Consider the following 25,259-nt stretch of genomic DNA (forward strand, 5'->3'; position numbering starts at 1 on the left):
AGACCCGAAAACTTTCCTCCCGCTCCCCGCCGTACGGTGGGACGCAACACCAGCACCTCAAGGAGAATTCCAGTGGCCGAGCTGTTCTACGACGCCGACGCCGACCTGTCCATCATCCAGGGCCGCAAGGTCGCGGTGATCGGCTACGGCAGCCAGGGACACGCCCACGCGCTGTCGCTCCGTGACTCCGGTGTCGACGTCCGCGTCGGTCTCCAGGAGGGCTCGAAGTCCAAGGCCAAGGCCGAGGAGCAGGGCCTGCGCGTCGTCTCCGTCGCCCAGGCGGCCGAAGAGGCCGACCTCATCATGATCCTGACCCCGGACCCGATCCAGGCCCAGGTCTACGAGGAGTCCATCAAGGACCACCTGAAGGAGGGCGACGCGCTCTTCTTCGGTCACGGCCTGAACGTCCGCTACGGCTTCATCAAGGTGCCCGAGGGCGTCGACGTCGCCCTGGTCGCCCCGAAGGGCCCGGGCCACCTGGTCCGCCGTCAGTACGAGGAGGGCCGCGGCGTTCCGTGCATCGCGGCCGTCGAGCAGGACGCCACCGGCAAGGCCTTCGACCTGGCGCTCTCGTACGCCAAGGGCATCGGCGGCACCCGCGCCGGCGTCATCAAGACGACGTTCAAGGAGGAGACCGAGACCGACCTGTTCGGTGAGCAGGCCGTCCTCTGCGGTGGCACCGCGGCTCTGGTCAAGGCGGGCTTCGAGACCCTGACCGAGGCCGGCTACCAGCCGGAGATCGCCTACTTCGAGTGCCTGCACGAGCTGAAGCTCATCGTCGACCTCATGTACGAGGGCGGCCTGGAGAAGATGCGCTGGTCGGTCTCCGAGACCGCCGAGTGGGGCGACTACGTCACCGGCCCGCGGATCATCACCGACGCCACCAAGGCCGAGATGAAGAAGGTCCTCGCGGAGATCCAGGACGGCACCTTCGCCAAGGAGTGGATGGCCGAGTACCACGGCGGTCTGAAGAAGTACAACGAGTACAAGACCCAGGACGCCAACCACCTCCTGGAGACCACCGGCAAGGAGCTGCGCAAGCTCATGAGCTGGGTGAACGACGAGGAGGCGTAAGCCTTCGCGGCAGGGGCCGGACACCGTGTCCGGCCCCTCGCCACACCGTTGGACACCCCGTCCAACCACGGACGGGTGATCCTTCCAACGAGGAGCATGAACGGCGCTCACGCACCACTACACTGCTCAACAACATACGCGTCAGGCCCACAGCGTCGTGCGCTTTCACGCGGCAAGCCCCCTCCACCGCCTGCGGCCGTCGGGACGGCCGTCCGCACTGGACCTGTGAGGACTCACGTGAGCTCGAAACCTGTCGTACTCATCGCTGAAGAGCTGTCGCCCGCCACCGTCGACGCCCTGGGCCCGGACTTCGAGATCCGGCACTGCAACGGCGCCGACCGGGCCGAGCTGATCCCCGCCATCGCCGATGTGGACGCCATCCTGGTCCGCTCCGCGACCAAGGTCGACGCCGAGGCCATCGCCGCCGCCGAGAAGCTGCGGGTCGTCGCCCGCGCCGGCGTCGGACTGGACAACGTCGACGTCTCCGCCGCCACCAAGGCCGGCGTGATGGTCGTGAACGCCCCCACGTCGAACATCGTGACCGCCGCCGAGCTCGCGTGCGGCCTGCTCGTCGCCACCGCGCGCAACATCCCGCAGGCCAACACCGCGCTCAAGAACGGCGAGTGGAAGCGCTCGAAGTACACGGGCGTCGAGCTGAGCGAGAAGACCCTCGGCGTCGTCGGCCTCGGCCGCATCGGCGTCCTGGTCGCCCAGCGCATGTCCGCCTTCGGCATGAAGATCGTCGCGTACGACCCCTACGTGCAGCCGGCCCGCGCCGCCCAGATGGGGGTGAAGCTGCTGGCCCTGGACGAGCTCCTGGAGGTCGCCGACTTCATCACCGTCCACCTGCCGAAGACCCCGGAGACCATCGGTCTCATCGGCGACGAGGCGCTGCACAAGGTCAAGCCCTCCGTCCGGATCGTCAACGCCGCGCGCGGCGGGATCGTGGACGAGGCCGCGCTGTACTCGGCGATCAAGGAGGGCCGGGTCGCCGGCGCGGGCCTCGACGTGTACGCGAAGGAGCCCTGCACGGACTCCCCGCTCTTCGAGCTCGACCAGGTCGTCTGCACCCCGCACCTCGGCGCCTCCACGGACGAGGCCCAGGAGAAGGCCGGCATCGCGGTCGCCAAGTCGGTGCGCCTGGCGCTCGCGGGCGAGCTGGTCCCGGACGCGGTCAACGTCCAGGGCGGTGTCATCGCGGAGGACGTGAAGCCGGGCCTGCCGCTGGCCGAGAAGCTCGGCCGGATCTTCACCGCGCTCGCGGGCGAGGTCGCGGCCCGCCTCGACGTCGAGGTCTACGGCGAGATCACCCAGCACGACGTGAAGGTGCTCGAACTCTCGGCGCTCAAGGGCGTGTTCGAGGACGTGGTCGACGAGACCGTGTCGTACGTCAACGCCCCGCTGTTCGCGCAGGAGCGCGGTGTCGAGGTGCGCCTGACGACGAGCTCCGAGTCGCCCGACCACCGCAACATGGTCACCGTGCGCGGCACGCTCTCCGACGGCCAGGAGGTCTCGGTCTCCGGTACGCTCGCGGGCCCGAAGCACCTGCAGAAGATCGTCGCGGTCGGCGACTACGACGTGGACCTCGCGCTCGCCGACCACATGGTCGTGCTCCGTTACGAGGACCGCCCGGGTGTCGTCGGCACGGTCGGCCGGATCCTCGGCGAGGCCGGTCTGAACATCGCCGGCATGCAGGTCTCCCGCTCGGAGGAGGGCGGCGAGGCGCTCGTCGTGCTCACCGTCGACGACACGCTGCCGGCGCCGGTGCTCACGGAGATCGCGGAGGAGATCGGCGCGACCTCGGCCCGCTCGGTCAACCTGATCTGACGCACGCCTCTCGCAGGGTTTCCGTACCCGGCCGGTAGACGACTGTCTTAGACGGTCGTCTATCGGCCGGGTACAGTGCTGTCATGGGACACAAGGAAGACCTGCTCGAAGGCGCCAAGCGCTGCCTCCTGGAGAAGGGGTACGGGCGCACCACGGCGCGTGACATCGTCGCCGCCTCGGGCACCAACCTCGCCTCCATCGGCTACCACTACGGCTCAAAGGACGCCCTGCTCCAGCAGGCCTTCCTGACCCTCACCGAGGAGTGGGGGGAGCGGGTCAGCCTCCCGGACGGGGAGGAGGGCGCCGCCCCCCTTCCGGCCGATCCGTACGAGCGCTTCCGCGCGGTGTGGGCACAGCTCATCGGTGCCGCCGAGGCCAGCCGCCCGGTCTGGAAGCTCCAGACGGAGGTCGTCACCCGCCTCGACGACGACGAGAAGCTGCGCGAGGCGATCAAGGAGCCGCAGCGGGAGGGCCGGCTCGGCATCGCCGAGGGCATGCTCGGCATCGACTCCACGGTGGAGCCGGAGAAGGCCCGGGTGGCCGGACTGCTGCTCCAGGCCCTGGCGACCGGGGTCATGATCCAGTGGATGGTCGACCCGGACACCGCCCCCAGCGCGGACGATCTCACCGAGGGGCTCAAGGTCCTGATGGGGGAGGGCAGCTGAGGACCACCTTCGCGCGGGCGTGCTCCTCCTCGACGTACCGCAGGGCCCGCGGCGCCTCGTCGAGCGGGTAGGTCCGCTCGACCACCGGGGTGATGTCACCGTTCTCGGCGAGTTCGCGCAGCGCCGCCAGGTTCTCCCGGCACGGCTCCGCCGTGAGGACGCGGAGCCGGCGGCCGGAGAACCGGGAGAGCAGCTGTCCCTTGATGATCAGCCCCATCGGCCCGAAGGCGCTGCCTCCCTCGAAGACGCCCCCGCCGGACAGGACGAGTACGCCGGTGGGGGAGAGGACCCGCCGGAGCTCGGCCAGCGACCGGTTGCCCACCAGGTCGAACACCAGGTCGTAGCGGTCCTGGCCGGTGGTGAAGTCCTGCCGGGTGTAGTCGATCACCCGGTTCGCGCCGAGCCCGAGGACCAGCGCCGCGTTCCGGGTGCTGCACACCCCCGTGACCTCGGCGCCGAATGCCTTCGCGAGCTGCACGGCGAAGGTCCCGACACCTCCCGAGGCCCCGTTGACCAGCACTTTCCCGCCCGGTCGCACATTGCCCAGGTCCCGCAGTCCCATCAGGGCGGTGTTGCCGGCCAGCGGTATCGCCGCCGCCTGCTCGAAGGTCAGGCCGGCGGGCTTGCGCTCCGTCGCCTCCTCGGGGGCGCACACGTACTCGGCGAAGGCCCCGGGGGCCTCCCCGAACACCTCGTCCCCGGGGCGCAGCCCGGTCACCCCGGCGCCCACGGCCTCGACCCGGCCCGCGAAGTCCCGGCCCCGGATCCGCTCCTTCGGTCTTCGCAGGCCGAGGGCCAGCCGGGCCACGTACGGGTCGCCCCGCATCAGGTGCCAGTCCGCCGCGTTGACCGCGGCGGCGTGGACGTGGACGAGCACCTCCCGCTCGCCCGGCACCGGCCTCTCGACCTCCGCGAACTCCAGCACGTCCGCCGATCCGTACCGGTCCTGCACCCACGCCTTCATGAGGCCCCCCTCGGCCGTTCCCCGTCCCACGCCTACGACGGTAGGGCGCACCACGGCGCCGGGGTATCGGGGACGACCCCGATTCGACCCTGAGGGGGGCGTCGACCCGGGGGTCACAGCTTGGCCGCCTTCAGCGCCATGTGCAGCAGCAGGCGGTCCTCGCCGGCGTCCAGGTCGAGGCCGGTGAGCTGTTCGACCCGGGAGAGCCGGTAGTAGAGCGTCTGCCGGTGGATGCCCAGGGCCGCCGCCGTGCGGCCGGCCTGGCCCGCGTGGTCGAGGAACACCTCGGCCGTGCGGGCCAGTTCCGCGTGCGCCGGGGTGAGCAGGGCGCGCACCACCGGATCCGGCTCGGCCGGGGGCAGGGCGGTGAGCAGCCGGTACGGGCCGATGGCCGCCCACTCGGCGACCGGGCCGAGCAGGGGCTGCACGAGCGCGGCCCTCGCCCCGGAACAGGCCTCCCGCCAGGCGGTGTCGAGCTCCGCGAGCCCCCGTCGGGGGGTGGCCACGCCCGCGACGGCGGCGGGGGCGGCGGAGCCGCGCAGCCGGGTCGCCGCGGTGGTGGCGGGGGAGAGGTTGTCGGCCGACCGCAGGCGTACGAGGACGGCGAGCGCGCGGGCCGCCCCGCCCTCCGCGGTCGCGGGACCCGCGAGGTGCGGACCGGGCCCCGGGTCGGCCCCGGCCCCCGCGCCCCGGCCGAAGGGGGAGCCCGCGACCGGGCCGGCCGCCGGGCGCCACGGCAGGGTGCAGAGGGCCGCCGCGCCCGGGACCGTGCGCGGGGACGGGCTGTCCTCCGTCGGCCAGGGTGCCACGCACACCACCGCGTGGAGGCCCTCCGCATCCGGGCCGAGGGCGGTCCGCAGGGCGGTGAGGGCCATGTCGTACTGCCAGCCGCGCTCCGCCGTCAGGGCGGCCCGCAGCTCCCGGGAGAGGTCCGCGCCCGCCCGTTCCTCGTCGGCGAGCAGCTCGCCGATGCGGGCGGCGACCTCCATCGCGGCGGTGAGCTGCGCGTGCGAGGGCCCGGGCTCGGCGTCGAGCAGCCACACGTACCCGAGGACCACCCCCCGATGGCGTACCGGGAGACAGATGCGGTCGCGGAAGACGCCGGCGTCCGGAGCGGCGGGGATGCGGACCGGGCCGGTCGCGCGGGTGATGCCGAAGCCCTCGAACCAGGCGCGGACCGCGGGGGAGGACTTCCGGGTCAGGATCGACCGGGTCCTGACCGGGTCCATGGCGCTGTCGTCGTCGCTGTCGTGGGCCCCGAAGGCGATCAGGCCGAAGTCGCGGTTCTCCAGTGTCGCCGGTTCGCCGAGCAGCGCCGAGATCTCGTCCACCAGCTCCTGGTAATCGCCCTTCACGGCCACATTCTCGCACCCGCCACCCGGCCTGTCAGACAGATGTATGAGGGGCGGGCCACGGATGCGTGACAGCTGTAGATGGCGGACGATCGGAGCGATCCATAGGTTTCACGGTGGTTCTCCGTGCTGTTCCCGGTTCGTTCCCTTGCTCCGGTTATGGCCCCGTTCTACCTTTGCCCTTTGGAGGTGCCCCGTGCTGGGTCCCGTGATCCTCGCCGCGTCGCGCAGCGACAAGATGCGCCGTCTCGTTTCGGCCGCCCCCGGGACCAAGCAGGTCGTCGCCCGCTTCATCGCCGGCGAGACGGTCGACGACGTCGTCCCGATCGTCTCCGAGCTGAGCGGTCGCGGCCTGGAGGTCACCCTCGACGTCGTCGGCGAGGACATCACCACCGTCGAGCAGTCGTACGCCGCCCGGGACGCCTACCTGGAGCTCATCGGCCGCCTCAAGGAGCTGGGCCTCGGCGCCCGTGCCGAGATGTCCGTGAAGCTGTCGATGTTCGGCCAGTCCCTGGAGGACGGGCACGAGCTGGCCCTCTCCAACGTGCGCCCGGTCGTCGCCGCCGCCGCCGAGATCGGCACCACCGTCACCCTGGACGCCGAGGACCACACCACCCTCGACTCGATGTTCGCCATCCACGAGGAGCTGCGGAAGGACTTCCCGCAGACCGGCTGCGTCATCCAGGCCTACCTCTTCCGCACCGAGGACGACGCCCGCCGCCTCGCCGAGAACGGCTCCCGCGTCCGGATCGTGAAGGGCGCCTACAAGGAGCCCGCCTCCGTCGCCCTCCAGGACAAGGCCGAGATCGACAAGGCGTACGTCCGGATCATGAAGATCCTGATGGACGGCAAGGGCTACCCGATGATCGGCTCGCACGACCCGCGCCTGATCTCCATCGGCCAGGAGCTGGCCCGCCGTGCCGGGCGCAAGCTGGACGAGTACGAGTTCCAGATGCTGTACGGCATCCGCAGCGAGGAGCAGAACCGGCTCGCCGCCGAGGGCCACCGCATGCGCGTCTACACCGCGTACGGCACCGACTGGTACGGCTACTTCATGCGCCGCCTCGCGGAGAAGCCGGCCAACCTCCTCTTCTTCGTCCGCTCCATCCTCACCAAGGGCTGAGCCCACCTCTCACAAGGAGTATCGAGACTCATGGACGCTGTCACCCAGGTCCCCGCTCCCGTCAACGAGCCGGTGCACGGCTACGCCCCCGGTTCCCCCGAGCGCGCCCGTCTGGAGATCAAGCTCAAGGAGCTGGCCGAGAACCCGCGCGAGCTGCCGATGACCATCGGCGGCGTGAAGCGCCTCGGCGGCGGCGAGGAGTTCAAGGTCGTCCAGCCGCACAACCACAAGGCCGTCATCGGCACCTTCCGCGCAGCCACCCAGCAGGACGCCCAGGACGCCATCGACGCCGCCCTGGCCGCCGCTCCGGCCTGGCGCGCGATGTCCTTCGACGACCGCGCCGCGATCATCCTGCGCGCCGCCGAGCTGCTCGCCGGTCCGTGGCGCGAGACGCTGGCCGCGTCCACCATGCTCGGCCAGTCCAAGACCGCCCAGCAGGCCGAGATCGACACCCCGTGCGAGCTCGTCGACTTCTGGCGCTTCAACGTGGCGTACGCCCGCCAGATCCTCGCCGAGCAGCCGCCGGCGAACTCCCCGGGTGTGTGGAACCGTCTGGACCACCGCCCGCTGGAGGGCTTCGTCTACGCGATCACCCCCTTCAACTTCACCGCCATCGCGGGCAACCTGCCCACCGCCCCCGCCCTCATGGGCAACGTGGTGGTCTGGAAGCCGTCCCCGACGCAGACCCACTCCGCCGTGCTCCTCATGGAGCTCCTGGAGGAGGCCGGCCTGCCGAAGGGCGTCATCAACCTGGTGACCGGCGACGGCATCGCCGTCTCCGAGGTGGCCCTGAACCACCGCGACCTGGCCGGCATCCACTTCACCGGCTCGACCAAGACCTTCCAGCACCTGTGGAAGACGGTCGGCAACAACATCGAGAAGTACCGCTCGTACCCGCGGATCGTCGGCGAGACCGGCGGCAAGGACTTCGTCGTCGCCCACCCCAGCGCCGACCGCGCCGTCCTGAAGACCGCGCTGACCCGTGGCTCCTTCGAGTTCCAGGGCCAGAAGTGCTCCGCGTCCTCCCGCGCCTACATCCCGGCGTCCATCTGGAACGACGGCTTCAAGGAGGAGTTCGCGGCCGAGGTCGACGGCATCACCATGGGTGACGTCACCGACCTGTCGAACTTCATCGGCGCCGTCATCGACGAGCGCTCGTTCGCCAAGAACAAGGCGGCGATCGACCGTGCCGCGGCCGACCCGAGCTGCACGATCATCGCCGGCGGCACCTACGACGACTCGGTGGGCTACTTCGTCCGCCCGACCGTCATCGTCTGTGACGACCCGGAGAACGAGGTCTTCAAGGCCGAGTACTTCGGCCCGATCCTCGCGGTCCACGTCTACGAGGACGACAAGTACGACGAGATGCTGACCCAGATGGAGTCGGTCTCGGACTACGCCCTCACCGGCTCGGTCATCTCCGGCGACCGCGCGGCCGCCGCGTACACGATGGAGAAGCTCCGCTTCGCCGCGGGCAACTTCTACATCAACGACAAGTCGACCGGCGCCGTCGTCGGCCAGCAGCCCTTCGGCGGCGGCCGCGCCTCCGGCACCAACGACAAGGCCGGCGCCCCGCAGAACCTGATGCGCTGGACGCTGACCCGCGCCATCAAGGAGACGCTGGTCCCGCCGACCGAGTACGGCTACCCGCACATGGGCTGACGCCCGCCCGCCGCGTGAGCGGCTCCTGATCACCGCCCCCCTCCTCTACCCCCAATTGAGGACGGGGGCGGTTCTCATTCCCCCACGCGCCGCTCCAGGAAGTCGCCGATCAGCCCGGCGATCGCCGGCGCGTGGGTCTCCAGGGCGAAGTGGCCCGTGGGCAGGAGGTGGACCTCGGCGTCCGGGAGGTCGCGGCGGAAGGCCTCGGCGCCGGCGGGGACGAAGACCTGGTCGCCCTCGCCCCAGACGGCGAGGAGGGGGACCCGGGAGGTGCGGAAGTACTCCTGGAAGGCCGGGTAGAGGGCGAAGTTGGAGCCGTAGTCGGCGATCAGGCCCAGCTGGATGTCGTCCTGGCCCTCGCGGGCCATCAGGGCGGCGTCGTGGTGCCAGGCGTCGGGGCTGAGCAGGTCCCGGTACTCGGCGGGGACACCCGTCTCGTACTGCCACCGGATGCCCTCCGGGGAGCGGATGGCGCGGACCGGCTCCTCGGTCTCGGGGGTGCGCTCCTCGATCAGGGCGAGGACGGGGGCCCAGGCCTCGGCGCCGAGGCCCTCCTCGTAGGCGTTGCCGTTCTGGGTGACGATCGCGGTGATCCGCTCGGGGTGGGCGAGGGCGAGGCGCAGGCCGATGGGGGCGCCGTAGTCCTGGATGTAGAGCGCGAACCGGTCGAGGCCGAGGGCCTCGGTGAACTCGGCGGTGAGGGCGGCCAGTCCGGCGAAGGTGTAGTCGAAGTCGCCGGGCGTCGCGCTGCGGCCGAAGCCCAGGTGGTCGGGGGCGATCAGCCGGTACCGGTCGGCGAGCAGGGGGATCAGGTCGCGGAACATGTGCGAGCTGGTGGGGAAGCCGTGCAGCAGGAGCAGTACGGGGGCGTCGGCCGGGCCGGCCTCGCGGTAGGCGATCTCGTGGCCCCGGACGGTGACGGTGCGGTGGCGGGTCGGCAGCACGGACATCTTTCTAACCCCTCAGTCGTCGCTCACTGGTTATGAAGTGACTCAATCAGGGTCGGGCTAACCTGTCAACATCGAATGAGGGGTTAGGTGAGTGTGGGAGGGTGGGGCATGACCGTGAGGATCGCGCCCACCCATGAACTCGGCGCCGCCCGGCTCCGCTCCGTACGGGAGATGCTCGACACCGCCTTCGCGGGCGACTTCTCCGACGACGACTGGGACCACACCCTCGGCGGCCTCCACGCCTGGATCGAGGACGGGCGGGGCATCGCCGCCCACGGCGCCGTCGTGCAGCGCCGGGCGCTGCACCGCGGCCGCTCGCACCGCGTCGGATACGTGGAAGGGGTCGCCGTCCGGCAGGACCTCCGGCGCCGGGGGCTCGGCGGTGCGGTCATGGCCGGACTGGAGCGGGTGATCGACGGGGCGTACGCCTTCGGGGCGCTCGGCGCCACCGACGAAGGGGCCGCGCTCTACCGGGCGCGCGGCTGGCGGGTCTGGGAGGGGCGCCTCGAAGCGCTCGGGCCCGAGGGGATCGTCCACCTCGCCGAGGAGGAGGGCTACGTCCTCCTGCGCCCCTCGGCCGGCCGGGCCCTGCCGGACCCCGCCGCCCCGCTGGTCTTCGACTGGCGGGACGGCGACGTGATGTGAGGGACCCTCAGTCCCGGCCGCGGGCGCGGCCCGCGGCCGTCTCCAGGTGGGAGGTGTACGCGGTGGAGAGCGACGAGACGACGGCGACCGTGATCGCGAGCCCGGAGGCCCCGATCCCTCCGACGAGGAACGAGGTCAGCGCGCCGCCCACCAGGACGCACCACACCGCGAGCGCCGCCTTGCCCCGGCGGCTCAGGAACAGCCACTGGCGCGGGGCGGCCGGCGGCGCCTCCACGGCGCCCGCCGGCCCCGCCGTCGCCGCGCGCGGCCGCTTGAAGTAGCCGTACACCAGCCACTCGCCGCACAGCTCCCAGCCCTCCGGCGTGAGCTCGTCGAGGACACGGGCCCGCCTGCGGCCGGCGATCACCTCGCGGCGGTACTCCCAGGCGAGCGCGACCCCGGGCGCCCGGCGGCAGACGAAGCGGCCGATGCTGTCCAGACCCTCCACCTCCCAGCCCTGGGCGCCGTGGACGGCCAGCATCCGGCGGTCGTTGAAGAGGTCGGCGGTCCACGTCCAGCGCTCCGCCGCCTCGTCCGGCTCCCCGGGGGTCGGGGCGAGCCCGCCCAGCCGGGCCGCGAAGCCCTCGGCAGGCCCGAACTCCTCCTCCGGCGCGGTCCCCGTCTCCGCGAGGTGGCCGCGCAGTTCGTCGGCCGTCCGCGCGATCTCCTCCTCGGGCACCCCCGCGGCGCGCAGCGCGTCGGTCAGCTCGGCGAAGTAGGCGTCGGTGGTCATGGTGCGGTTCCCCCTGCGTGCAGTTGCGTCCGTACGGCCCGGTGGAACTCCGACCAGGCCTCGCTCTCGGCCGCGAGGTGCGCCCGGCCCGGCTCGGTGAGCCGGTAGTAGCGGCGCCCGGGCCCGCGCTCGGCGGCGCGGAACTCGGCCTCCACCAGGCCGGCCTGCTCCAGGCGGTTCAGTACGGGATAGAGCGTCCCGCCCTTGATCTCGCCCAGGCCCGCCCCGTCGAGCGCCTTCCCGATCTCGTACCCGTAACTCTCGCCGTCGGTCAGGCAGGAGAGGACGAGCAGGTCGAGGACTCCCTTGAGCCAGCTGGATCTGCGGTCTGCGGCCATGTGCACATCAGATCACTACCTAGGTAGGAATGCAATCTAGATACTGCGGCCTAACGGGTGACGAGCATCGAGTACGGGCAGCAGTCCGCGCAGCTCAAGGACATCCGAGCCTTCGACCCCGAGCGTCGGGGTCGCTGGTCGTTCAGCTCGCAGCAGGCCGTTTTGCGCCGCCTGGACAGGGCATTCGCAGCGTTCTTCCGGCGGGTCGGGGTCGGAGACGTGCCGGGTTGCCCGCGCTTCCGCGGGATCAGCTGGTTCGACACGGTCGACTTCCCCAAGGACGGCGACGGATGCCGCTGGGACTCCACGCCGCACCCCCCGTCACCCGCGTCCGCTTCCAGGCGTCGGGCACGTCAAGGTCGACCGGCACCGGCCCGTGGTCGGCACGGTCAAGACGGTCTCGGTGAAGCGCGAGGGCAAGCGCTGGTACGTGGTGCTGACCGCCGAGCAGGCCCAGCCGGAGCCGCTGCCCCGACCGGCTCCGTAGCCGGGATCGACATGGGTATAGCCAATTTCCTCGCCGACTCAAACGGTGGGTTCGTGCCCAACCCCCGCCACAGTCGCACGGCCGCTGCGAAACTCGAAGCCGCACAGCAGGCCCTCGCCCGGTTCCCGCGCGTTCGCCGGGACAAGCGGACCGCGAACCACCACCGGGCGGTCGAGAAGGTCGCCGAGCTGCACCGCAGGGTCCGCCGCCGGCGCCTGGACCACGCACACAAGACTGCGCTGGATCTCGTGCGGGCATACGACGTGATTGCGCACGAGGACCTCAAGATCCGCAACATGGTCAGGGCTCCCGCGCCGAAGCCGGACCCCGACCAGCCAGGCGGCTTCCTGCCCAACGGGGCCGCCGCCAAGGCCGGGATGAACCGTTCGATCTCGGATGCCGGATGGGGGGTGTTCCTGGCGATCCTCACCGCCAAGGCTGAAAGCGCCGGACGGGAAATGATCGCCGTGGACCCCCGCAATACTCCCCGGACCTGCCCCGAATGCGGGCATGTCTCGGCGGAGAACCGGCCCACACGGGAGAAGTTCCACTGCGTCTCGTGCGGCCACCGGGCGCACGCGGACACGGTGGGCGCCCTTAACGTCCTGCGGGCCGGGCTGGTCCGTCGCAACGCCCCACCGGCGTAGCGAGAAGCCCCCTCGCTCATGAGGGGGAGGAGTCACGGGGGAGTTCAGGGTCCACAAGTCCTCGGCGAGCGGGCGACCATCGTCCTCGGGGCCACCTCGCCGGCGCCGCCCGGACTCGTCAGGGGCGTGCTGCTCCAGGCGGGGTACGCGCTGGTCCGTCCGGCCGGGCATCCGGCGCCGCGCACGCTGCCGCTGGTCGACTGGGCGGAGAACTGCACCTCTTGCACCCGGGAGTGGTGGGCGGCCCAGGAGTGGCTGCCGGCGGCGACGGTGGAGGCCGAGGACGACGGAGCGGTGCTCTCGATGGTGAGCAGTGGTTTCGGAATGGCCGTGATGCCGGAACTGTCGCTGATCGGAGCGCCGCCCTCGGTGGAGATCGCCGATCTCGGAGCGGCCCGTCCGACCCGGTCCGTGGGCTATGTCACCACCCCTGAGCTGGCGAGATCCCTCGCCGTTCGGTCGCTGATCCGCGAGCTGCGCGGCACGGAGGGTTGACCGCCGTCTCAGATAGTAGGAAGTCCGAGTAATTGTGGAGACAGATGAGGAGGCCTGCCCTAGCTTTGTAGAAGCCGAACGTCTCGCTTCATCAAGCGAATGGCGGTCGAGAGCGCGACGCCCTGCGCAGGCAACCCCTGCGGCGGCGCTCCCCGCCCCTTCCGGCGCCTTCGATCACCACTGATCTCCGCACGTCCGGATCACCACTGATCTCAAGGAGTCGATCCCTCATGGCCGCTCAGACCGCCCGCCGCGTCCGCCACTCCGTCAACCGTCCCAGCGACGAGGCCCGCCAGAACGCCGCCGCCGCCCTCCAGCGCGCCCTCGACCGCCGTGACAACGGCGGCTCCACCGGTCACTGACGCGCTCCGGCGCACCCCCGTCCGACTGTCCGTTCGTCCACATGGCGGACGGAACGTGTCAGACGATGGGACGAAGAGTAGGGTGCCGACATGTCTCACAGCATCAATCTCGCAGTCATCCCCGGCGACGGCATCGGCCAGGAGGTCGTGGCCCAGGGCCTCAAGATCCTCGCGGCCGTCCTTCCCCAGGACGTGAAGCTGGAGACCGAGGAGTACGACTTCGGCGCCAAGCGCTACCACGCCACCGGTGAGACCCTCACCGACGCCGATCTCGCCTCCCTGAAGAAGCACGACGCCATCCTGCTCGGCGCCATCGGCGACCCGTCGGTGCCGTCCGGCGTCCTGGAGCGCGGCTTCCTGCTGAAGCTCCGCTTCGCCTTCGACCACCACGTGAACCTGCGTCCCTCGAAGCTGCTCCCCGGCGTGGCCACCCCGCTCGCCGGGCAGCCCGCGATCGACTTCGTCGTGGTCCGCGAGGGCACCGAGGGTCCGTACACGGGCAACGGCGGCACCATCCGCAAGGGCACCCCGCACGAGGTCGCCACCGAGGTCTCGGTCAACACCGCCTTCGGCGTCGAGCGCGTGGTCCGGGACGCCTTCGCCCGCGCCCAGGCCCGCCCGCGCAAGAAGCTGACGCTGGTCCACAAGAACAACGTGCTGACCTTCGCCGGCCACCTGTGGACGGACATCTTCAACAAGGTCGCGGCCGAGTTCCCCGAGGTCACCACGGACTACCTGCACGTCGACGCGGCGACGATCTTCCTCGTCACCGACCCGGCCCGCTTCGACGTGATCGTCACCGACAACCTCTTCGGCGACATCATCACCGACCTCGCCGCGGCCGTCTCCGGCGGCATCGGCGTCGCCGCCTCGGGCAACATCAACCCGAGCGGCGAGTTCCCGTCCATGTTCGAGCCGGTCCACGGCTCCGCGCCGGACATCGCGGGCCAGGGCAAGGCCGACCCCACGGCCACCGTCCTCTCCGTCGCCCTCCTGCTCCGCCACCTCGGCTACGAGGCCGAGGCCGCCCGGGTCGAGGAGGCCGTCGCGGCCGACCTCACCGAGCGCGGAGACTCCGTCCGCACGACGGACGAGATCGGCGACGCGCTCGCCGCGCGAGTAGCGAGCTGACCCGCGCCGACTGACATCGCAGCAGCCGCCGGGTCGCACCAGCGCCCGGCGGCTGCGGCATGCGCGGCCACCGGGCGTCCCAGAACCCCGGACCGCGCCACCCCGTTTCCCGCACAGGTCCCCACGAGCGATAATCGAACGTGGGGCCGCGGCATACGGCGCGCCCGTACGCCCGCTCGTCAGGGACGACTGTCCCCGCCGACGGCGTGCGCGCGGTCCTCCCCATCACAACCGGTGAAGGACACGCACATGACGACGCCCACCATCGAGCTCAAGCCCTCCTCCAGCCCGCTGTCCGCCGCGGAGCGCGAGGCGATCCTGGCCAAGCCGGGATTCGGCCGCCACTTCACCGACCACATGGTCACCATCCGGTGGACCGAGGGCCGCGGCTGGCACGACGCCCAGCTGGTGCCGTACGGTCCGCTCTCCCTGGACCCGGCCACGAACGTCCTGCACTACGCGCAGGAGATCTTCGAGGGCCTGAAGGCCTACCGCCGCCCCGATGGTTCCGTCGCCACCTTCCGTCCCGACGCCAACGCCCGCCGCTTCCAGGCCTCCGCCCGCCGGCTCGGCATGCCCGAGCTGCCGATCGAGACCTTCGTCGAGGCGTGCGACGTCCTCGTCCGGCAGGACGAGGCCTGGGTTCCGGCGCACGGCGGGGAGGACTCGCTCTACCTGCGTCCGTTCATGATCGCCACCGAGGTCGGCCTCGGCGTCCGCCCGGCCAACGAGTACCTCTTCGTCGTCATCGCCTCGCCGGCCGGCCCGTACTTCCCGGGCGGCGTGAAGCCCGTCTCCATCTGGGCCTCGGAGGACCGCGTCCGCGCCGTCCCCGGCGGCGTCGGCGACGCCAAGACCGGCGGCAACTACGCGGCCTCCCTGCTCGCGCAGGCCGAGGCGGCGGCCAAGGGCTGCGACCAGGTCTGCTACCTCGACGCGGTCGAGCACAAGTGGGTCGAGGAACTCGGCGGCATGAACCTGTACTTCGTGTACGGCGGTGCGTCCGGTGAGAAGCCGAAGATCGTCACGCCGACCCTCACCGGTTCGCTGCTCGCGGGCATCACCCGCGACTCGCTGCTCCAGGTCGCCCGCGACCTCGGCTACGAGTCCGAGGAGGCCCGCGTCTCCATCGACCAGTGGCAGGCCGACACCGAGAACGGCACCCTCACCGAGGTCTTCGCCTGCGGCACCGCCGCCGTCATCACCCCGGTCGGCCTGGTCAAGTCCGCCCGGGGCGAGTGGCAGCAGTCGGGTGGCGAGCCCGGCGAGGTCACGATGAAGCTGCGCGAGGCGCTGCTCGCCATCCAGACCGGCAAGGCCGAGGACACGCACGGCTGGATGCACGAGCTCGGCAAGTAAGCCGGTGGGGTAGGCGCTACTCCGTCGCCGCCAGGGCTTCCGGGGCCGTCGTCACGGTCCCGGAAGCCCTGTTCGGCGTCAGGACGGCGTACAGCGCGCCGCCCACGATCCCCGAGAAGACGAAGCTGCAGTCGATCCCGCCCGTGAGGGCGAGCAGCGGCCCCTCGTAGAGCGGCGTCGACACCGCGGCCAGGCCGACCGCCGCGCCGACCGCCCAGGAGACGGTGGCGCGCGGGTGCCAGCCCGCCGAGAACCAGTAGATCCCGCCGCGCGAGCGCTGGTTGAAGACCTGGAGCGCCTCCGGGTCGTACGTCCCGCCGCAGCGCGCGTGCCCGATCAGGGTGATGACCGCCCAGGGGGTCCCGATCGCGGTGAGCAGCAGCACGAACGAGGTCATCGCCGTCTGGGCGTCCGAGGCGAAGTGGCCGAGGAAGACGAAGGCCGTCGCCACCGCCGCGACGACGAGGGTGGCACGCGCGCGGGTGGCCTTCGGCAGGATCGCGTCGAGGTCGAGGCCCATCGAGTACAGCATCAGTCCGGCGTTGCCGACGGAGCCGGCGGTGGCGGCGATCAGCAGCGGTACGAGGTACCAGACGGGCGACGCCTCGACGAGCGGTCCCGCGTAGTCCAGGCCGCCGCGCGCCGCCAGGGCGGTGAAGGTGCCGAAGAGCTGGGGGACGAGCAGGCCGACGGTCAGGCCCAGGCAGGTGGCCCGGAACACGGTCTTCGAGCTGTACCGCTCGGGGGAGACGTACCGGGTGTAGTCGCCGAGCAGGGTGATGAAGGCCACCGGGCCGCTGAGGCCGGCCGCGACGGCCGAGAGCAGCCAGGTCGGCCAGAAGGAGCCGAGCAGGTACGGGGTGTCCGGGACCGCGGCCGTGGTGAAGTCGCCGGCGTAGGCGGCCAGGCCGACGGCGAGGAGCACCGTCATGCCGATCGCGAGCGCCTTGCTCAGCCGGAGCAGCAGCCGGTAGCCGTAGACCGCCCCGACCACCGTGCAGGCGGCGAGGAGCGCGTAGACGACGGCGTGGACGGCGCCGCCGGTCGGCAGGCCGACGAGGCGGGCGAGCGTGCCCACCATCACGTCGCCGCCGATCCAGAGGGTCAGCGCGGTGTAGCCCAGTGAGAGCAGCAGCCCGACCACGGAGCCGACGAGCCGGCCGCGGACGCCGAAGAAGGCGCCGGAGGAGGTGGAGAGGTTGGTCGCGGTGCGGAGGGACACGAGCGCGAGCGGGGCGGTGACCGCGACGCCGACGAGCGTGCCGGTGACGACGGAGGTCACCGAGGCCCAGAAGCCGAGCCCGAAGGAGACCGGCAGCCAGCCGAAGACGATCACCCCCAGACAGAGGTTGGACCCGAGCAGGATCGAGACGAGGTCACGGGGGCCGCTGGTGCGTTCGGCCTCGGGGATGGTGTCGACTCCGCGCTGTTCTATCGGCATGGGGACTCCCTGCGGGGGACGGGGACGTTTTTAGAGCGGCGCTCAATGTGACCTACGCCTGTCGGCGACGTCAATGCTTGGAAGCTCGCTTCTCAACATTTAGAGTGTCGCTCAAACGTGTCGCAATTGCAGGAGGTGTTTGGGGCGTGAGACTGACCCCCACGGAACGCGACCGGCTGCTTCTCTTCGGTGCCGCCGAACTCGCCCGGGCCCGCCGGGCCCGGGGCCTGCGGCTCAACGTGCCCGAGGCGACCGCCCTCATCGCGGACACCGTCTGCGAGGCGGCCCGCGACGGCAAGCGACTCGCCGAGGCGATCGAGGCGGCCCGCTCCGTCCTCGGCCCCGACGACGTCCTGCCCGGCGTCGCCGACGTGGTCACGGAGGTCCACGTCGAGGCCGTCTTCGACGACGGCTCACGGCTCGCGGTCGTCTCCGACCCGATCGGAGGGGGAGCCCTGGGCGCCGAGGCGCCGGGCGCGCTGCTGCCCGGTCCCGGGTACGAGGAGGCAGAACCGGCGCTCACCCTCCTCGTGCGGAACACGGCGACGGTCCCCGTGAGCGTCACCTCCCACTTCCACTTCTTCGAGGTCAACCCGCGCCTCGACTTCGACCGGGCCGCCGCCTACGGCATGCGCCTCGCCATCCCGGCCGGAGCCTCCTTCCGCTTCGACCCGGGCGGCGAGGCCGAGGTCGGGCTCGTGCCGATCGGCGGCGCCCGCGTCGCCATCGGCTTCGCGGGCCTGGTCGACGGCCCGCTCGACGCGCCCGGCGCGCGCGAAGAGGCCCTGCGCCGGGCGCGGGCCTGCGGCTACCTGGGAATCGAGGACGACTGATGGACCCCTACGAGTACGCATCCGTGCACGGCCCGCGCGCCGGCGACCGTGTCGTCCTGGGCGACTCCGGGCTCGTCGTCCGCGTCGAGTCCGACTCCCAGAAGCCCGGGGACGAGTTCCTCGCCGGCTTCGGCAAGACCGCCCGCGACGGCCTCCACCTGAAGGCCGCGGCCGTCCGCGAGACCTGCGACGTCGTCATCAGCAACGTCCTGGTCATCGACGCCGTGCAGGGCATCCGCAAGGTGTCGATCGGCATCCGCGGGGGCCGCATCCACGCCATCGGGCGGGCCGGCAACCCCGACACCCTCGACGGGGTCGACGTCGTCGTCGGCACCGGCACCTCGATCGTCTCCGGCGAGGGCCTCATCGCCACCGCCGGGGCCGTCGACACCCACGTCCACCTGCTGTCGCCCCGGATCATGGAGGCCTCGCTCGCCAGCGGCGTCACCACGATCATCGGCCAGGAGTTCGGGCCCGTCTGGGGCGTCGGCGTCAACTCGCCCTGGGCGCTCAAGCACGCCTTCAACGCCTTCGACGCCTGGCCGGTCAACATCGGCTTCCTGGCCCGCGGCTCGTCCTCCGACCCGGCCCCGCTGGTCGAGGCCCTCGCCGAGGGCGGGGCGTCGGGCTTCAAGGTCCACGAGGACATGGGCGCCCACACCCGGGCCCTGGACACCGCGCTGCGGGTCGCCGAGGAGCACGACGTCCAGGTCGCGCTGCACTCCGACGGCCTGAACGAGTGCCTGTCGGTCGAGGACACCCTCAAGGTCCTGGAGGGCCGTACGATCCACGCCTTCCACATCGAGGGCTGCGGCGGCGGACACGTCCCCAACGTGCTCAAGATGGCGGGCGTGCCGAACGTCATCGGCTCCTCCACCAACCCCACGCTCCCCTTCGGCCGCGACGCGGTCGCCGAGCACTACGGGATGATCGTCTCCGTCCACGACCTGAAGACCGACCTGCCCGGCGACGCGGCGATGGCCCGCGACCGGATCAGGGCCGGGACGATGGGCGCGGAGGACGTCCTGCACGACCTCGGCGCGATCGGGATCACCTCGTCCGACGCGCAGGGGATGGGAAGGGCCGGCGAGACCGTACGCCGGACCTTCGCCATGGCCGGGAAGATGAAGGCCGAGCTCGGCCCCATGGAGGGCGACGGCGCGCACGACGACAACGCGCGCGTGCTGCGCTACATGGCCAAGCTCACCATCAACCCGGCGATCGCCCACGGCCTCGCCCACGAGATCGGCTCGATCGAGGTCGGGAAGATGGCCGACATCGTGCTGTGGCGGCCGGAGTTCTTCGGCGCCAAGCCGCAGATGGTCATCAAGAACGGCTTCCCCGCGTGGGGGGTCGTGGGCGATCCGAACGCCGCCACCGACACCTGCGAACCGCTCGTCCTCGGACCGCTGTTCGGCGCGCACGGCGCCACGCCCGCCGACATCTCCGTCGCGTTCGTCGCACAGGCCGCCGTCGACCTCGGCTCCGACGCGATGCCGACCCGGCGCCGCCGGGTCGCCGTGCGCGGCACCCGCGGCATCGGCCCCGCCGACCTGCGGCTCAACTCCCGCGTCGGCGACGTCCAGGTCGACGGCCGCACGGGCCTCGTCTCGCTCGACGGCTCCCCGATCCGCTCCGAGGCGGCCGAGTCCGTCTCCCTCAACCGCCTCTACTTCCTCTAGGACCTGACTCATGACCTTCCGCATGCCCGCCGAGTGGATGCCGCACGAGCGCACCTGGATGGCCTGGCCCAGCCCCAACCCCACCTTCACCAACGACGAGGAGCTCGCCGAGGCCCGTACCGCCTGGGCGTCGGTGGCCCGCGCCGTCCGCCGCTTCGAGCCGGTGACGATGGTCGTCGCGCCCGGCGACGCGGAGTCGGCCGCCGCGCTCCTCGGCCCGGAGGTCGAGCTCGTCGAGCGCGAGCTCGACGACGCCTGGATGCGGGACATCGGCCCGACCTTCGTCACCAACGGCACCGAACTCGCCGCGGTGGACTGGGTGTTCAACGGCTGGGGTGCCCAGGACTGGGCCCGCTGGGAGCACGACTCCAAGATCGCCCGCCATGTCGCGGACGTGGCGGGAGTCCCCGTGCTCTCCTCCCCCCTCGTCAACGAGGGCGGCGCGATCCACGTCGACGGCGAGGGCACCGTCCTCCTCACCGACACCGTGCAGCTCGGCTCCGGCCGCAACCCCGAGTGGACCCGAGAGCAGGTCGAGCAGGAGATCCACGCCAAGCTCGGCACGACCAAGGCGATCTGGCTCCCGCACGGCCTCGCCGGCGACTACGGCCTGTACGGCACCCAGGGCCACGTCGACATCGTCGCCGCCTTCGCCCGCCCCGGCACGGTCCTCGTCCACAGCCAGCAGGACCCGGCCCACCCGGACTACGTGCGCTCGAAGATGTACGTGGAGATCCTGCGCGGCCAGACCGACGCGAAGGGCCGCCCGCTGGAGGTCATCGAGGTCCCGGCGCCCACCGTCCTGAAGGACGAGGAGGGCGACTGGGTCGACTACTCGTACATCAACCACTACCTGTGCAACGGCGGCGTGGTGCTGTGCGGCTTCGACGACCCGAACGACGAGGTCGCGGCCGAGATCTTCCGCCGCCTCTTCCCCGAGCGCCACGTCGTCCTGGTCGACGCCCGCACGATCTTCGCGGGCGGCGGCGGCATCCACTGCATCACGCAGCAGCAGCCGGCGGTGTAGGAGAAACCGGCTGGCGACGGCCGCGCGCTCCGTGGGAGCGTGCGGCCATGCCGATCCCGCACCCCGACGGCCGGTACGCCATCACCACGACGTACTCCGTGCCGGACGACGCCTGGTACCTGGAGCTGGACGAGGTGGCCGGGCAGCGCACGCTCGTGCTGGCGATCGTCCCCGACGAGGACCCCGGGCGCGAGCCGACGGTGTGCTTCACCTCCGGGGACGGCCACCGCGACGTCCCGTACGCCGTCATGCGCTGGTTCATGGACCAGGTGGCCGAGGACATCCGCACCTCCCGGTCGTGGATGGAGCTGCGGCCGGAGACCGTCGGCGTGATCCACGGGCTCCGGCAGGAGCACCTGGGCGTGCTCGCCGACGAGGACGTGCCGCCGGTGCTCGCCGGGCTGCGCGCCCGCGTGCCCGCGGCCGACCTCGCCGACGTCATGCTGCACGCCTTCGGGCGAGGGCCCGACGGCCGCATCCTGTAGAACGTACGAGTGAGTCAGAGCAGCAACCCCACCCCTTCCCCCTCCCACCCCCGCCGCCGCAACCAGGCCGCCCCGCCCCGGGAGGACGTGCTCGCCGCGGCCATGGGCACCATCGCCGAGCGCGGACTCGACGGGCTCACCATGGCCGGGCTCGGGCGGCAGGTGGGGATGAGCAGCGGGCACCTGCTGTACTACTTCCGCACCAAGGACGAGCTGCTGCTGCAGACCCTGGAGTGGAGCGAGGGGCGGCTCGGGGCCGAGCGCAGCGCGCTGCTGTCCCGGCCGGGGACGGCCCGCGACCGGCTCGACGGATACGTCGACGTGTACGTGCCCGACGGGCCCCGCGACCCGCACTGGACCCTCTGGCTGGAGGTCTGGAACCGGTCGCAGAACGCCGACGACGACGCCCGCGCCCGGCAGGCCGCCATCGAGGGGGCCTGGCACCGGGACCTGGTCGCGATCCTCGCCGAGGGGGTCTCGCGGGGGGAGTTCCGCGCGGTCGACCCGGACCGCTTCGCCACCCGGATGCGGGCCCTGCTCGACGGCTTCAGCGTGCACGTCGCCGTCGGCATCCCGGGCACGGGACGGGATCAGGTCCTCGCGCACGTGCGGGAGTTCATCGAGCAGGACCTGCTCGCGCGACCACAACGCACGTAAGTACACCCGATCGTTGTGTGCTACAGCCTTGTTGACCGGGCGTCACCTCCGGCACGGTTCCTGCCCATGGGACGAGAGCACTGGAAGAAGATCTGGGTCGGCTCCGCCGGCAACATGGTCGAGTGGTTCGACTGGTTCGTGTACGCGAGCTTCGCCACCTACTTCGCGGGGGCCTTCTTCCCCGAGGGCGACGACACCGCCAAGCTCATGAACACCGCCGGCATCTTCGCGGTCGGCTTCTTCATGCGCCCCGTCGGCGGCTGGCTCCTCGGCCGGGTCGGCGACCGCAAGGGCCGCAAGGCGGCGCTCACCCTCACCGTGACCCTGATGTCCGCCTCCGCCGTGCTGATCGCGATCGCGCCGACGTACTCCGTCGCCGGATACGGCGGCGCCGCCGTCCTCCTCGTCGCCCGCCTCCTCCAGGGCCTCTCCGTCGGCGGCGAGTACGCGGCCAGCGCCACCTACCTCACCGAGGCCTCCGCGCCGGGGCACCGCGGCTTCGCCTCCAGCTTCCAGTACGTGTCGATGACCGCCGGCCAGATCCTCGGTCTCGGCCTGCTGCTCGTCCTCCAGCACGCCCTCTCCGCCGACGCACTGCACGCCTGGGGCTGGCGCATCCCGTTCGTCGTCGGCGCCCTCGGCGCGGCCGTCGTCTTCTACCTGCGCCGGACCATGCTGGAGACGGAGGTGTACGAGGAGACCGCCGACTCCGGTGTCGCGCGGGGACAGCAGGGCACCCTCAGGGCCCTGTGGGCGCACAGGCGCGAGGCCTTCCTCGTCGTCGCGCTCACCATGGGCGGGACCGTGGCCTACTACACGTACACCACGTACCTCACCAAGTACCTGTCCAACTCCGCCGGACTGCCCAAGCAGACCGCCACCCTGGTCTCCTTCTGCGCCCTGATCGTCTTCGCCGCCCTGCAGCCGCTCGCCGGCCGGCTCTCCGACCGGATCGGGCGCCGCCCGCTCCTCATCACCTTCGCGCTCGGCTCCACCCTCCTCACCGTCCCGATCCTGACGATGCTCAAGCACGCCGGCTCCTTCTGGCCGGCCCTCGGCCTCTCCCTCCTCGCGCTCGTCGTCGTCACCGGCTACACCTCCATCAACGCCTGCGTGAAGGCCGAGCTCTTCCCGACCGGGGTCCGCGCCCTCGGCGTCGCCCTGCCGTACGCCGTCGCCAACGCCCTCTTCGGCGGCACCGCCGAGTACGTGGCGCTCTGGTTCAAGGACGCCGGCGTCGAGTCGGGCTTCTACTGGTACGTCGCGGGCTGCGCGGCCGTCTCCCTGGTCGTCTACCTCACGATGAGGGAGACCCGGGACATCGACCTGGGCCGGGTGGGCGCCGCCCCGTCCGGGCGGTCGCGAGATCAACTGCCCGTATCGTGAGACCGTCGTCCCGTCGGCACCGGACCTGTGTCAGACTTCCGGCGTGCTTGCTACCACGATGATTATCGGCAGCAGCGCGCCGGTCCGCAGTGGCCACTGAGCCGCGGTACGAACCCCGCGGCAGTGGACACCGTGCCCCAGACCCGCGCGCAGACCTCTCGCACCCGCGAGGGGTTTTTTCGTTTTCCGGCCCCACCCACGCCGGAAGCGGACGGCGCGTGAGAATGGGGGCAAGTGGATCCATACCTTCCGGAGCCACATCCGACAGGAGCCATCACAGCCATGACCACGGAGAACGCCGAGGGATCGCGCCTCGACGACAGTTTCCATGTCTTCGACACGACCCTGCGCGACGGGGCGCAGCGCGAAGGCATCAACCTCACCGTCGCGGACAAGCTGACCATCGCCCGGCACCTCGACGAGTTCGGCGTGGGCTTCATCGAGGGCGGCTGGCCCGGCGCCAACCCGCGCGACACGGAGTTCTTCGCCCGCGCCCGGCAGGAGATCGCGTTCAAGAACGCGCAGCTCGTCGCCTTCGGCGCCACCCGCAGGGCGGGCGGCAACGCGGCCGAGGACCCGCAGGTCAAGGCGCTCCTCGACTCAGGCGCCCCGGTGATCACCCTGGTCGCCAAGTCGCACGACCGGCACGTCGAGCTCGCCCTGCGCACCACCCTCGACGAGAACCTGGAGATGGTCCGCGACACCGTCTCCCACCTGACCTCCCAGGGCCGCAGGGTCTTCGTCGACTGCGAGCACTTCTTCGACGGCTACAAGGCGAACCCGGACTACGCCAAGGCCGTCGTCCGCGCCGCGCACGAGGCCGGCGCCGACGTCGTCGTCCTCTGCGACACCAACGGCGGCATGCTCCCCGCCCAGGTCCAGGCCGTCGTCGCCACCGTCATCGCCGACACCGGCGCCCGCCTCGGCATCCACGCCCAGGACGACACCGGCTGCGCCGTCGCCAACACCCTCGCCGCCGTCGACGCGGGCGCCACCCACGTCCAGTGCACCGCCAACGGCTACGGCGAGCGGGTCGGCAACGCCAACCTCTTCCCCGTCGTCGCGGCCCTGGAGCTCAAGTACGGCAAGAAGGTCCTCCCCGGGGGCGCCCTCGCCGAGATGACGCGGATCTCGCACGCCATCGCCGAGGTCGTCAACCTCACGCCCTCCACCCACCAGCCGTACGTCGGCGTCTCCGCCTTCGCGCACAAGGCCGGACTGCACGCCTCCGCGATCAAGGTGGACCCCGACCTCTACCAGCACATCGACCCCGAACTGGTCGGCAACACCATGCGGATGCTCGTCTCCGACATGGCCGGCCGCGCCTCCATCGAGCTCAAGGGCAAGGAGCTCGGCGTCGACCTGGGCGGCGACCGCGAGCTCGTCGCCCGGGTCGTCGAGCGGGTCAAGGAGCGCGAGCTCAAGGGCTACACGTACGAGGCCGCCGACGCCTCCTTCGAGCTGCTGCTCCGCGAGGAGGCCGAGGGCCGGGCCCGCCGCTACTTCCGTACGGAGTCCTGGCGCGCCATCGTCGAGGACCGCCCCGACGGCACCCACGCCAACGAGGCGACCGTGAAGCTCTGGGCCAAGGGCGAGCGGATCGTCGCCACGGCCGAGGGCAACGGCCCGGTCAACGCCCTCGACCGGGCGATGCGGGTGGCCCTGGACCGGATCTACCCGCCGCTCGCCAAGTTCGAGCTGGTCGACTACAAGGTCCGCATCCTGGAGGGCCGCCACGGCACCGAGTCCACGACCCGGGTCCTGGTCACCACCAGTGACGGCAACGGCGAGTGGTCCACGGTCGGCGTCGGCGAGAACGTCATCGCCGCGTCCTGGCAGGCCCTGGAGGACGCCTTCACGTACGGGCTGCTGCGCGCCGGGATCGACCCCGCCGAATAGTCCCCCTATGTCTTGTTCGTTCTGGTTCGGGTAGC

The 25,259-nt window shown here is 71.4% G+C and carries 22 protein-coding genes and 2 pseudogenes; 18 read left to right on the forward strand and 6 right to left on the reverse strand.

What is annotated here, in order from left to right; all coding sequences use genetic code 11:
• Positions 1-72: 72 nt before the first annotated feature.
• The 3 genes from ilvC (at position 73) to K7G60_RS03470 (ending at position 3,566) form a co-directional block, all read left to right on the forward strand.
• Positions 73-1,074 (forward strand): ketol-acid reductoisomerase, encoded by a 1,002-nt coding sequence (gene ilvC / locus K7G60_RS03460; protein ID WP_225799271.1) that lies wholly within the window; start codon positions 73-75, stop codon positions 1,072-1,074.
• Between the two features lie 237 nt (positions 1,075-1,311).
• A complete protein-coding gene (serA, locus tag K7G60_RS03465; RefSeq protein WP_225799272.1) occupies positions 1,312-2,901 on the forward strand; it encodes a phosphoglycerate dehydrogenase in 1,590 nt (529 codons plus the stop codon).
• 83 nt (positions 2,902-2,984) lie between these two features.
• Positions 2,985-3,566 carry a TetR/AcrR family transcriptional regulator gene (locus K7G60_RS03470; protein WP_225799273.1) on the forward strand — a complete coding sequence of 194 codons (582 nt, stop codon included), beginning with the start codon at positions 2,985-2,987 and terminating at the stop codon, positions 3,564-3,566.
• On the opposite strand, the gene K7G60_RS03475 is transcribed toward K7G60_RS03470, so the two are convergent.
• Both K7G60_RS03475 and K7G60_RS03480 read right to left on the reverse strand, forming a co-directional pair.
• Positions 3,538-4,530, reverse strand: coding sequence for an NAD(P)-dependent alcohol dehydrogenase (locus tag K7G60_RS03475; protein WP_225799313.1), 993 nt, complete (start codon positions 4,528-4,530; stop codon positions 3,538-3,540). The genes K7G60_RS03470 and K7G60_RS03475 overlap by 29 nt on opposite strands.
• Before the next feature lie 113 nt (positions 4,531-4,643).
• Positions 4,644-5,885, reverse strand: a complete 1,242-nt coding sequence (locus tag K7G60_RS03480) for a CdaR family transcriptional regulator (protein ID WP_225799274.1) — start codon at positions 5,883-5,885, stop codon at positions 4,644-4,646.
• 193 nt (positions 5,886-6,078) lie between these two features.
• On the opposite strand from K7G60_RS03480, the gene K7G60_RS03485 reads away from it, so the two are divergent.
• Together K7G60_RS03485 and pruA are read left to right on the forward strand one after the other, a co-directional pair.
• Entirely contained in the window at positions 6,079-7,005 is a 927-nt protein-coding gene (locus K7G60_RS03485) for a proline dehydrogenase family protein (protein WP_225799275.1), read from the forward strand.
• 30 nt (positions 7,006-7,035) lie between these two features.
• The gene (gene pruA / locus K7G60_RS03490; protein WP_225799276.1) at positions 7,036-8,667 is read left to right on the forward strand and encodes an L-glutamate gamma-semialdehyde dehydrogenase; all 1,632 of its coding nucleotides are present in this window, start codon (positions 7,036-7,038) and stop codon (positions 8,665-8,667) included.
• A 74-nt stretch (positions 8,668-8,741) separates the two neighbouring features.
• On the opposite strand, the gene K7G60_RS03495 is transcribed toward pruA, so the two are convergent.
• The gene (locus K7G60_RS03495) at positions 8,742-9,617 is read right to left on the reverse strand and encodes an alpha/beta fold hydrolase (RefSeq protein WP_225799277.1); all 876 of its coding nucleotides are present in this window, start codon (positions 9,615-9,617) and stop codon (positions 8,742-8,744) included.
• Positions 9,618-9,725: 108 nt separating this feature from the next.
• Between K7G60_RS03495 and K7G60_RS03500 the strand changes: the two genes are divergently transcribed.
• Positions 9,726-10,262, forward strand: coding sequence for a GNAT family N-acetyltransferase (locus K7G60_RS03500; RefSeq protein ID WP_225799278.1), 537 nt, complete (start codon positions 9,726-9,728; stop codon positions 10,260-10,262).
• A 7-nt stretch (positions 10,263-10,269) separates the two neighbouring features.
• Here K7G60_RS03500 and K7G60_RS03505 read toward each other — a convergent pair whose 3' ends face one another.
• Together K7G60_RS03505 and K7G60_RS03510 are read right to left on the reverse strand one after the other, a co-directional pair.
• Positions 10,270-10,995, reverse strand: coding sequence for a hypothetical protein (locus K7G60_RS03505; RefSeq protein WP_225799279.1), 726 nt, complete (start codon positions 10,993-10,995; stop codon positions 10,270-10,272).
• Positions 10,992-11,333, reverse strand: coding sequence for a PadR family transcriptional regulator (locus K7G60_RS03510; RefSeq protein WP_225799280.1), 342 nt, complete (start codon positions 11,331-11,333; stop codon positions 10,992-10,994). The genes K7G60_RS03505 and K7G60_RS03510 overlap by 4 nt, the downstream gene beginning before the upstream one ends.
• Before the next feature lie 60 nt (positions 11,334-11,393).
• Between K7G60_RS03510 and K7G60_RS39360 the strand changes: the two are divergent.
• The 5 genes and pseudogenes from K7G60_RS39360 to K7G60_RS03530 all read left to right on the forward strand — a co-directional run.
• Positions 11,394-12,467: pseudogene (locus K7G60_RS39360) on the forward strand (RNA-guided endonuclease InsQ/TnpB family protein); the annotation flags it as partial.
• Between the two features lie 54 nt (positions 12,468-12,521).
• A pseudogene (locus tag K7G60_RS03520) lies at positions 12,522-12,962 on the forward strand (LysR substrate-binding domain-containing protein); the annotation flags it as partial.
• Positions 12,963-13,192: 230 nt separating this feature from the next.
• Positions 13,193-13,324, forward strand: a complete 132-nt coding sequence (locus K7G60_RS38770; protein ID WP_256961924.1) for a hypothetical protein — start codon at positions 13,193-13,195, stop codon at positions 13,322-13,324.
• 90 nt (positions 13,325-13,414) lie between these two features.
• Positions 13,415-14,455: a 3-isopropylmalate dehydrogenase gene (locus K7G60_RS03525; protein WP_225799281.1), complete on the forward strand. Its 1,041-nt coding sequence runs from the start codon at positions 13,415-13,417 to the stop codon at positions 14,453-14,455.
• 249 nt (positions 14,456-14,704) lie between these two features.
• Positions 14,705-15,814 (forward strand): branched-chain amino acid aminotransferase, encoded by a 1,110-nt coding sequence (locus K7G60_RS03530; RefSeq protein ID WP_225799282.1) that lies wholly within the window; start codon positions 14,705-14,707, stop codon positions 15,812-15,814.
• Positions 15,815-15,830: 16 nt separating this feature from the next.
• On the opposite strand, the gene K7G60_RS03535 is transcribed toward K7G60_RS03530, so the two are convergent.
• Positions 15,831-17,255, reverse strand: a complete 1,425-nt coding sequence (locus tag K7G60_RS03535) for a cytosine permease (protein ID WP_225799283.1) — start codon at positions 17,253-17,255, stop codon at positions 15,831-15,833.
• A gap of 146 nt (positions 17,256-17,401) precedes the next feature.
• Between K7G60_RS03535 and ureA the strand changes: the two genes are divergently transcribed.
• The 7 genes from ureA (at position 17,402) to cimA (ending at position 25,224) form a co-directional block, all read left to right on the forward strand.
• Positions 17,402-18,088, forward strand: a complete 687-nt coding sequence (gene ureA / locus K7G60_RS03540) for an urease subunit gamma (protein ID WP_225799284.1) — start codon at positions 17,402-17,404, stop codon at positions 18,086-18,088.
• Positions 18,088-19,770 carry an urease subunit alpha gene (locus K7G60_RS03545; protein WP_225799285.1) on the forward strand — a complete coding sequence of 561 codons (1,683 nt, stop codon included), beginning with the start codon at positions 18,088-18,090 and terminating at the stop codon, positions 19,768-19,770. The genes ureA and K7G60_RS03545 overlap by 1 nt, the downstream gene beginning before the upstream one ends.
• A 10-nt stretch (positions 19,771-19,780) precedes the next feature.
• Complete coding sequence (locus K7G60_RS03550; protein ID WP_225799286.1) at positions 19,781-20,797, forward strand: agmatine/peptidylarginine deiminase; 1,017 nt, start codon at positions 19,781-19,783, stop codon at positions 20,795-20,797.
• Between the two features lie 47 nt (positions 20,798-20,844).
• The gene (locus K7G60_RS03555) at positions 20,845-21,282 is read left to right on the forward strand and encodes a hypothetical protein (protein WP_225799287.1); all 438 of its coding nucleotides are present in this window, start codon (positions 20,845-20,847) and stop codon (positions 21,280-21,282) included.
• A 102-nt stretch (positions 21,283-21,384) separates the two neighbouring features.
• Positions 21,385-21,939 (forward strand): TetR/AcrR family transcriptional regulator, encoded by a 555-nt coding sequence (locus K7G60_RS03560; protein ID WP_225799315.1) that lies wholly within the window; start codon positions 21,385-21,387, stop codon positions 21,937-21,939.
• A 66-nt stretch (positions 21,940-22,005) separates the two neighbouring features.
• Positions 22,006-23,325, forward strand: a complete 1,320-nt coding sequence (locus K7G60_RS03565) for an MFS transporter (protein ID WP_225799288.1) — start codon at positions 22,006-22,008, stop codon at positions 23,323-23,325.
• A 282-nt stretch (positions 23,326-23,607) separates the two neighbouring features.
• On the forward strand, positions 23,608-25,224 hold the full coding sequence (gene cimA, locus K7G60_RS03570) for a citramalate synthase (RefSeq protein ID WP_225799289.1): 1,617 nt from the start codon (positions 23,608-23,610) through the stop codon (positions 25,222-25,224).
• The last annotated feature ends 35 nt before the right edge of the window (positions 25,225-25,259 follow it).

This window comes from Streptomyces sp. NK15101 (assembly GCF_020400725.1).
GTDB lineage: Bacteria > Actinomycetota > Actinomycetes > Streptomycetales > Streptomycetaceae > Streptomyces.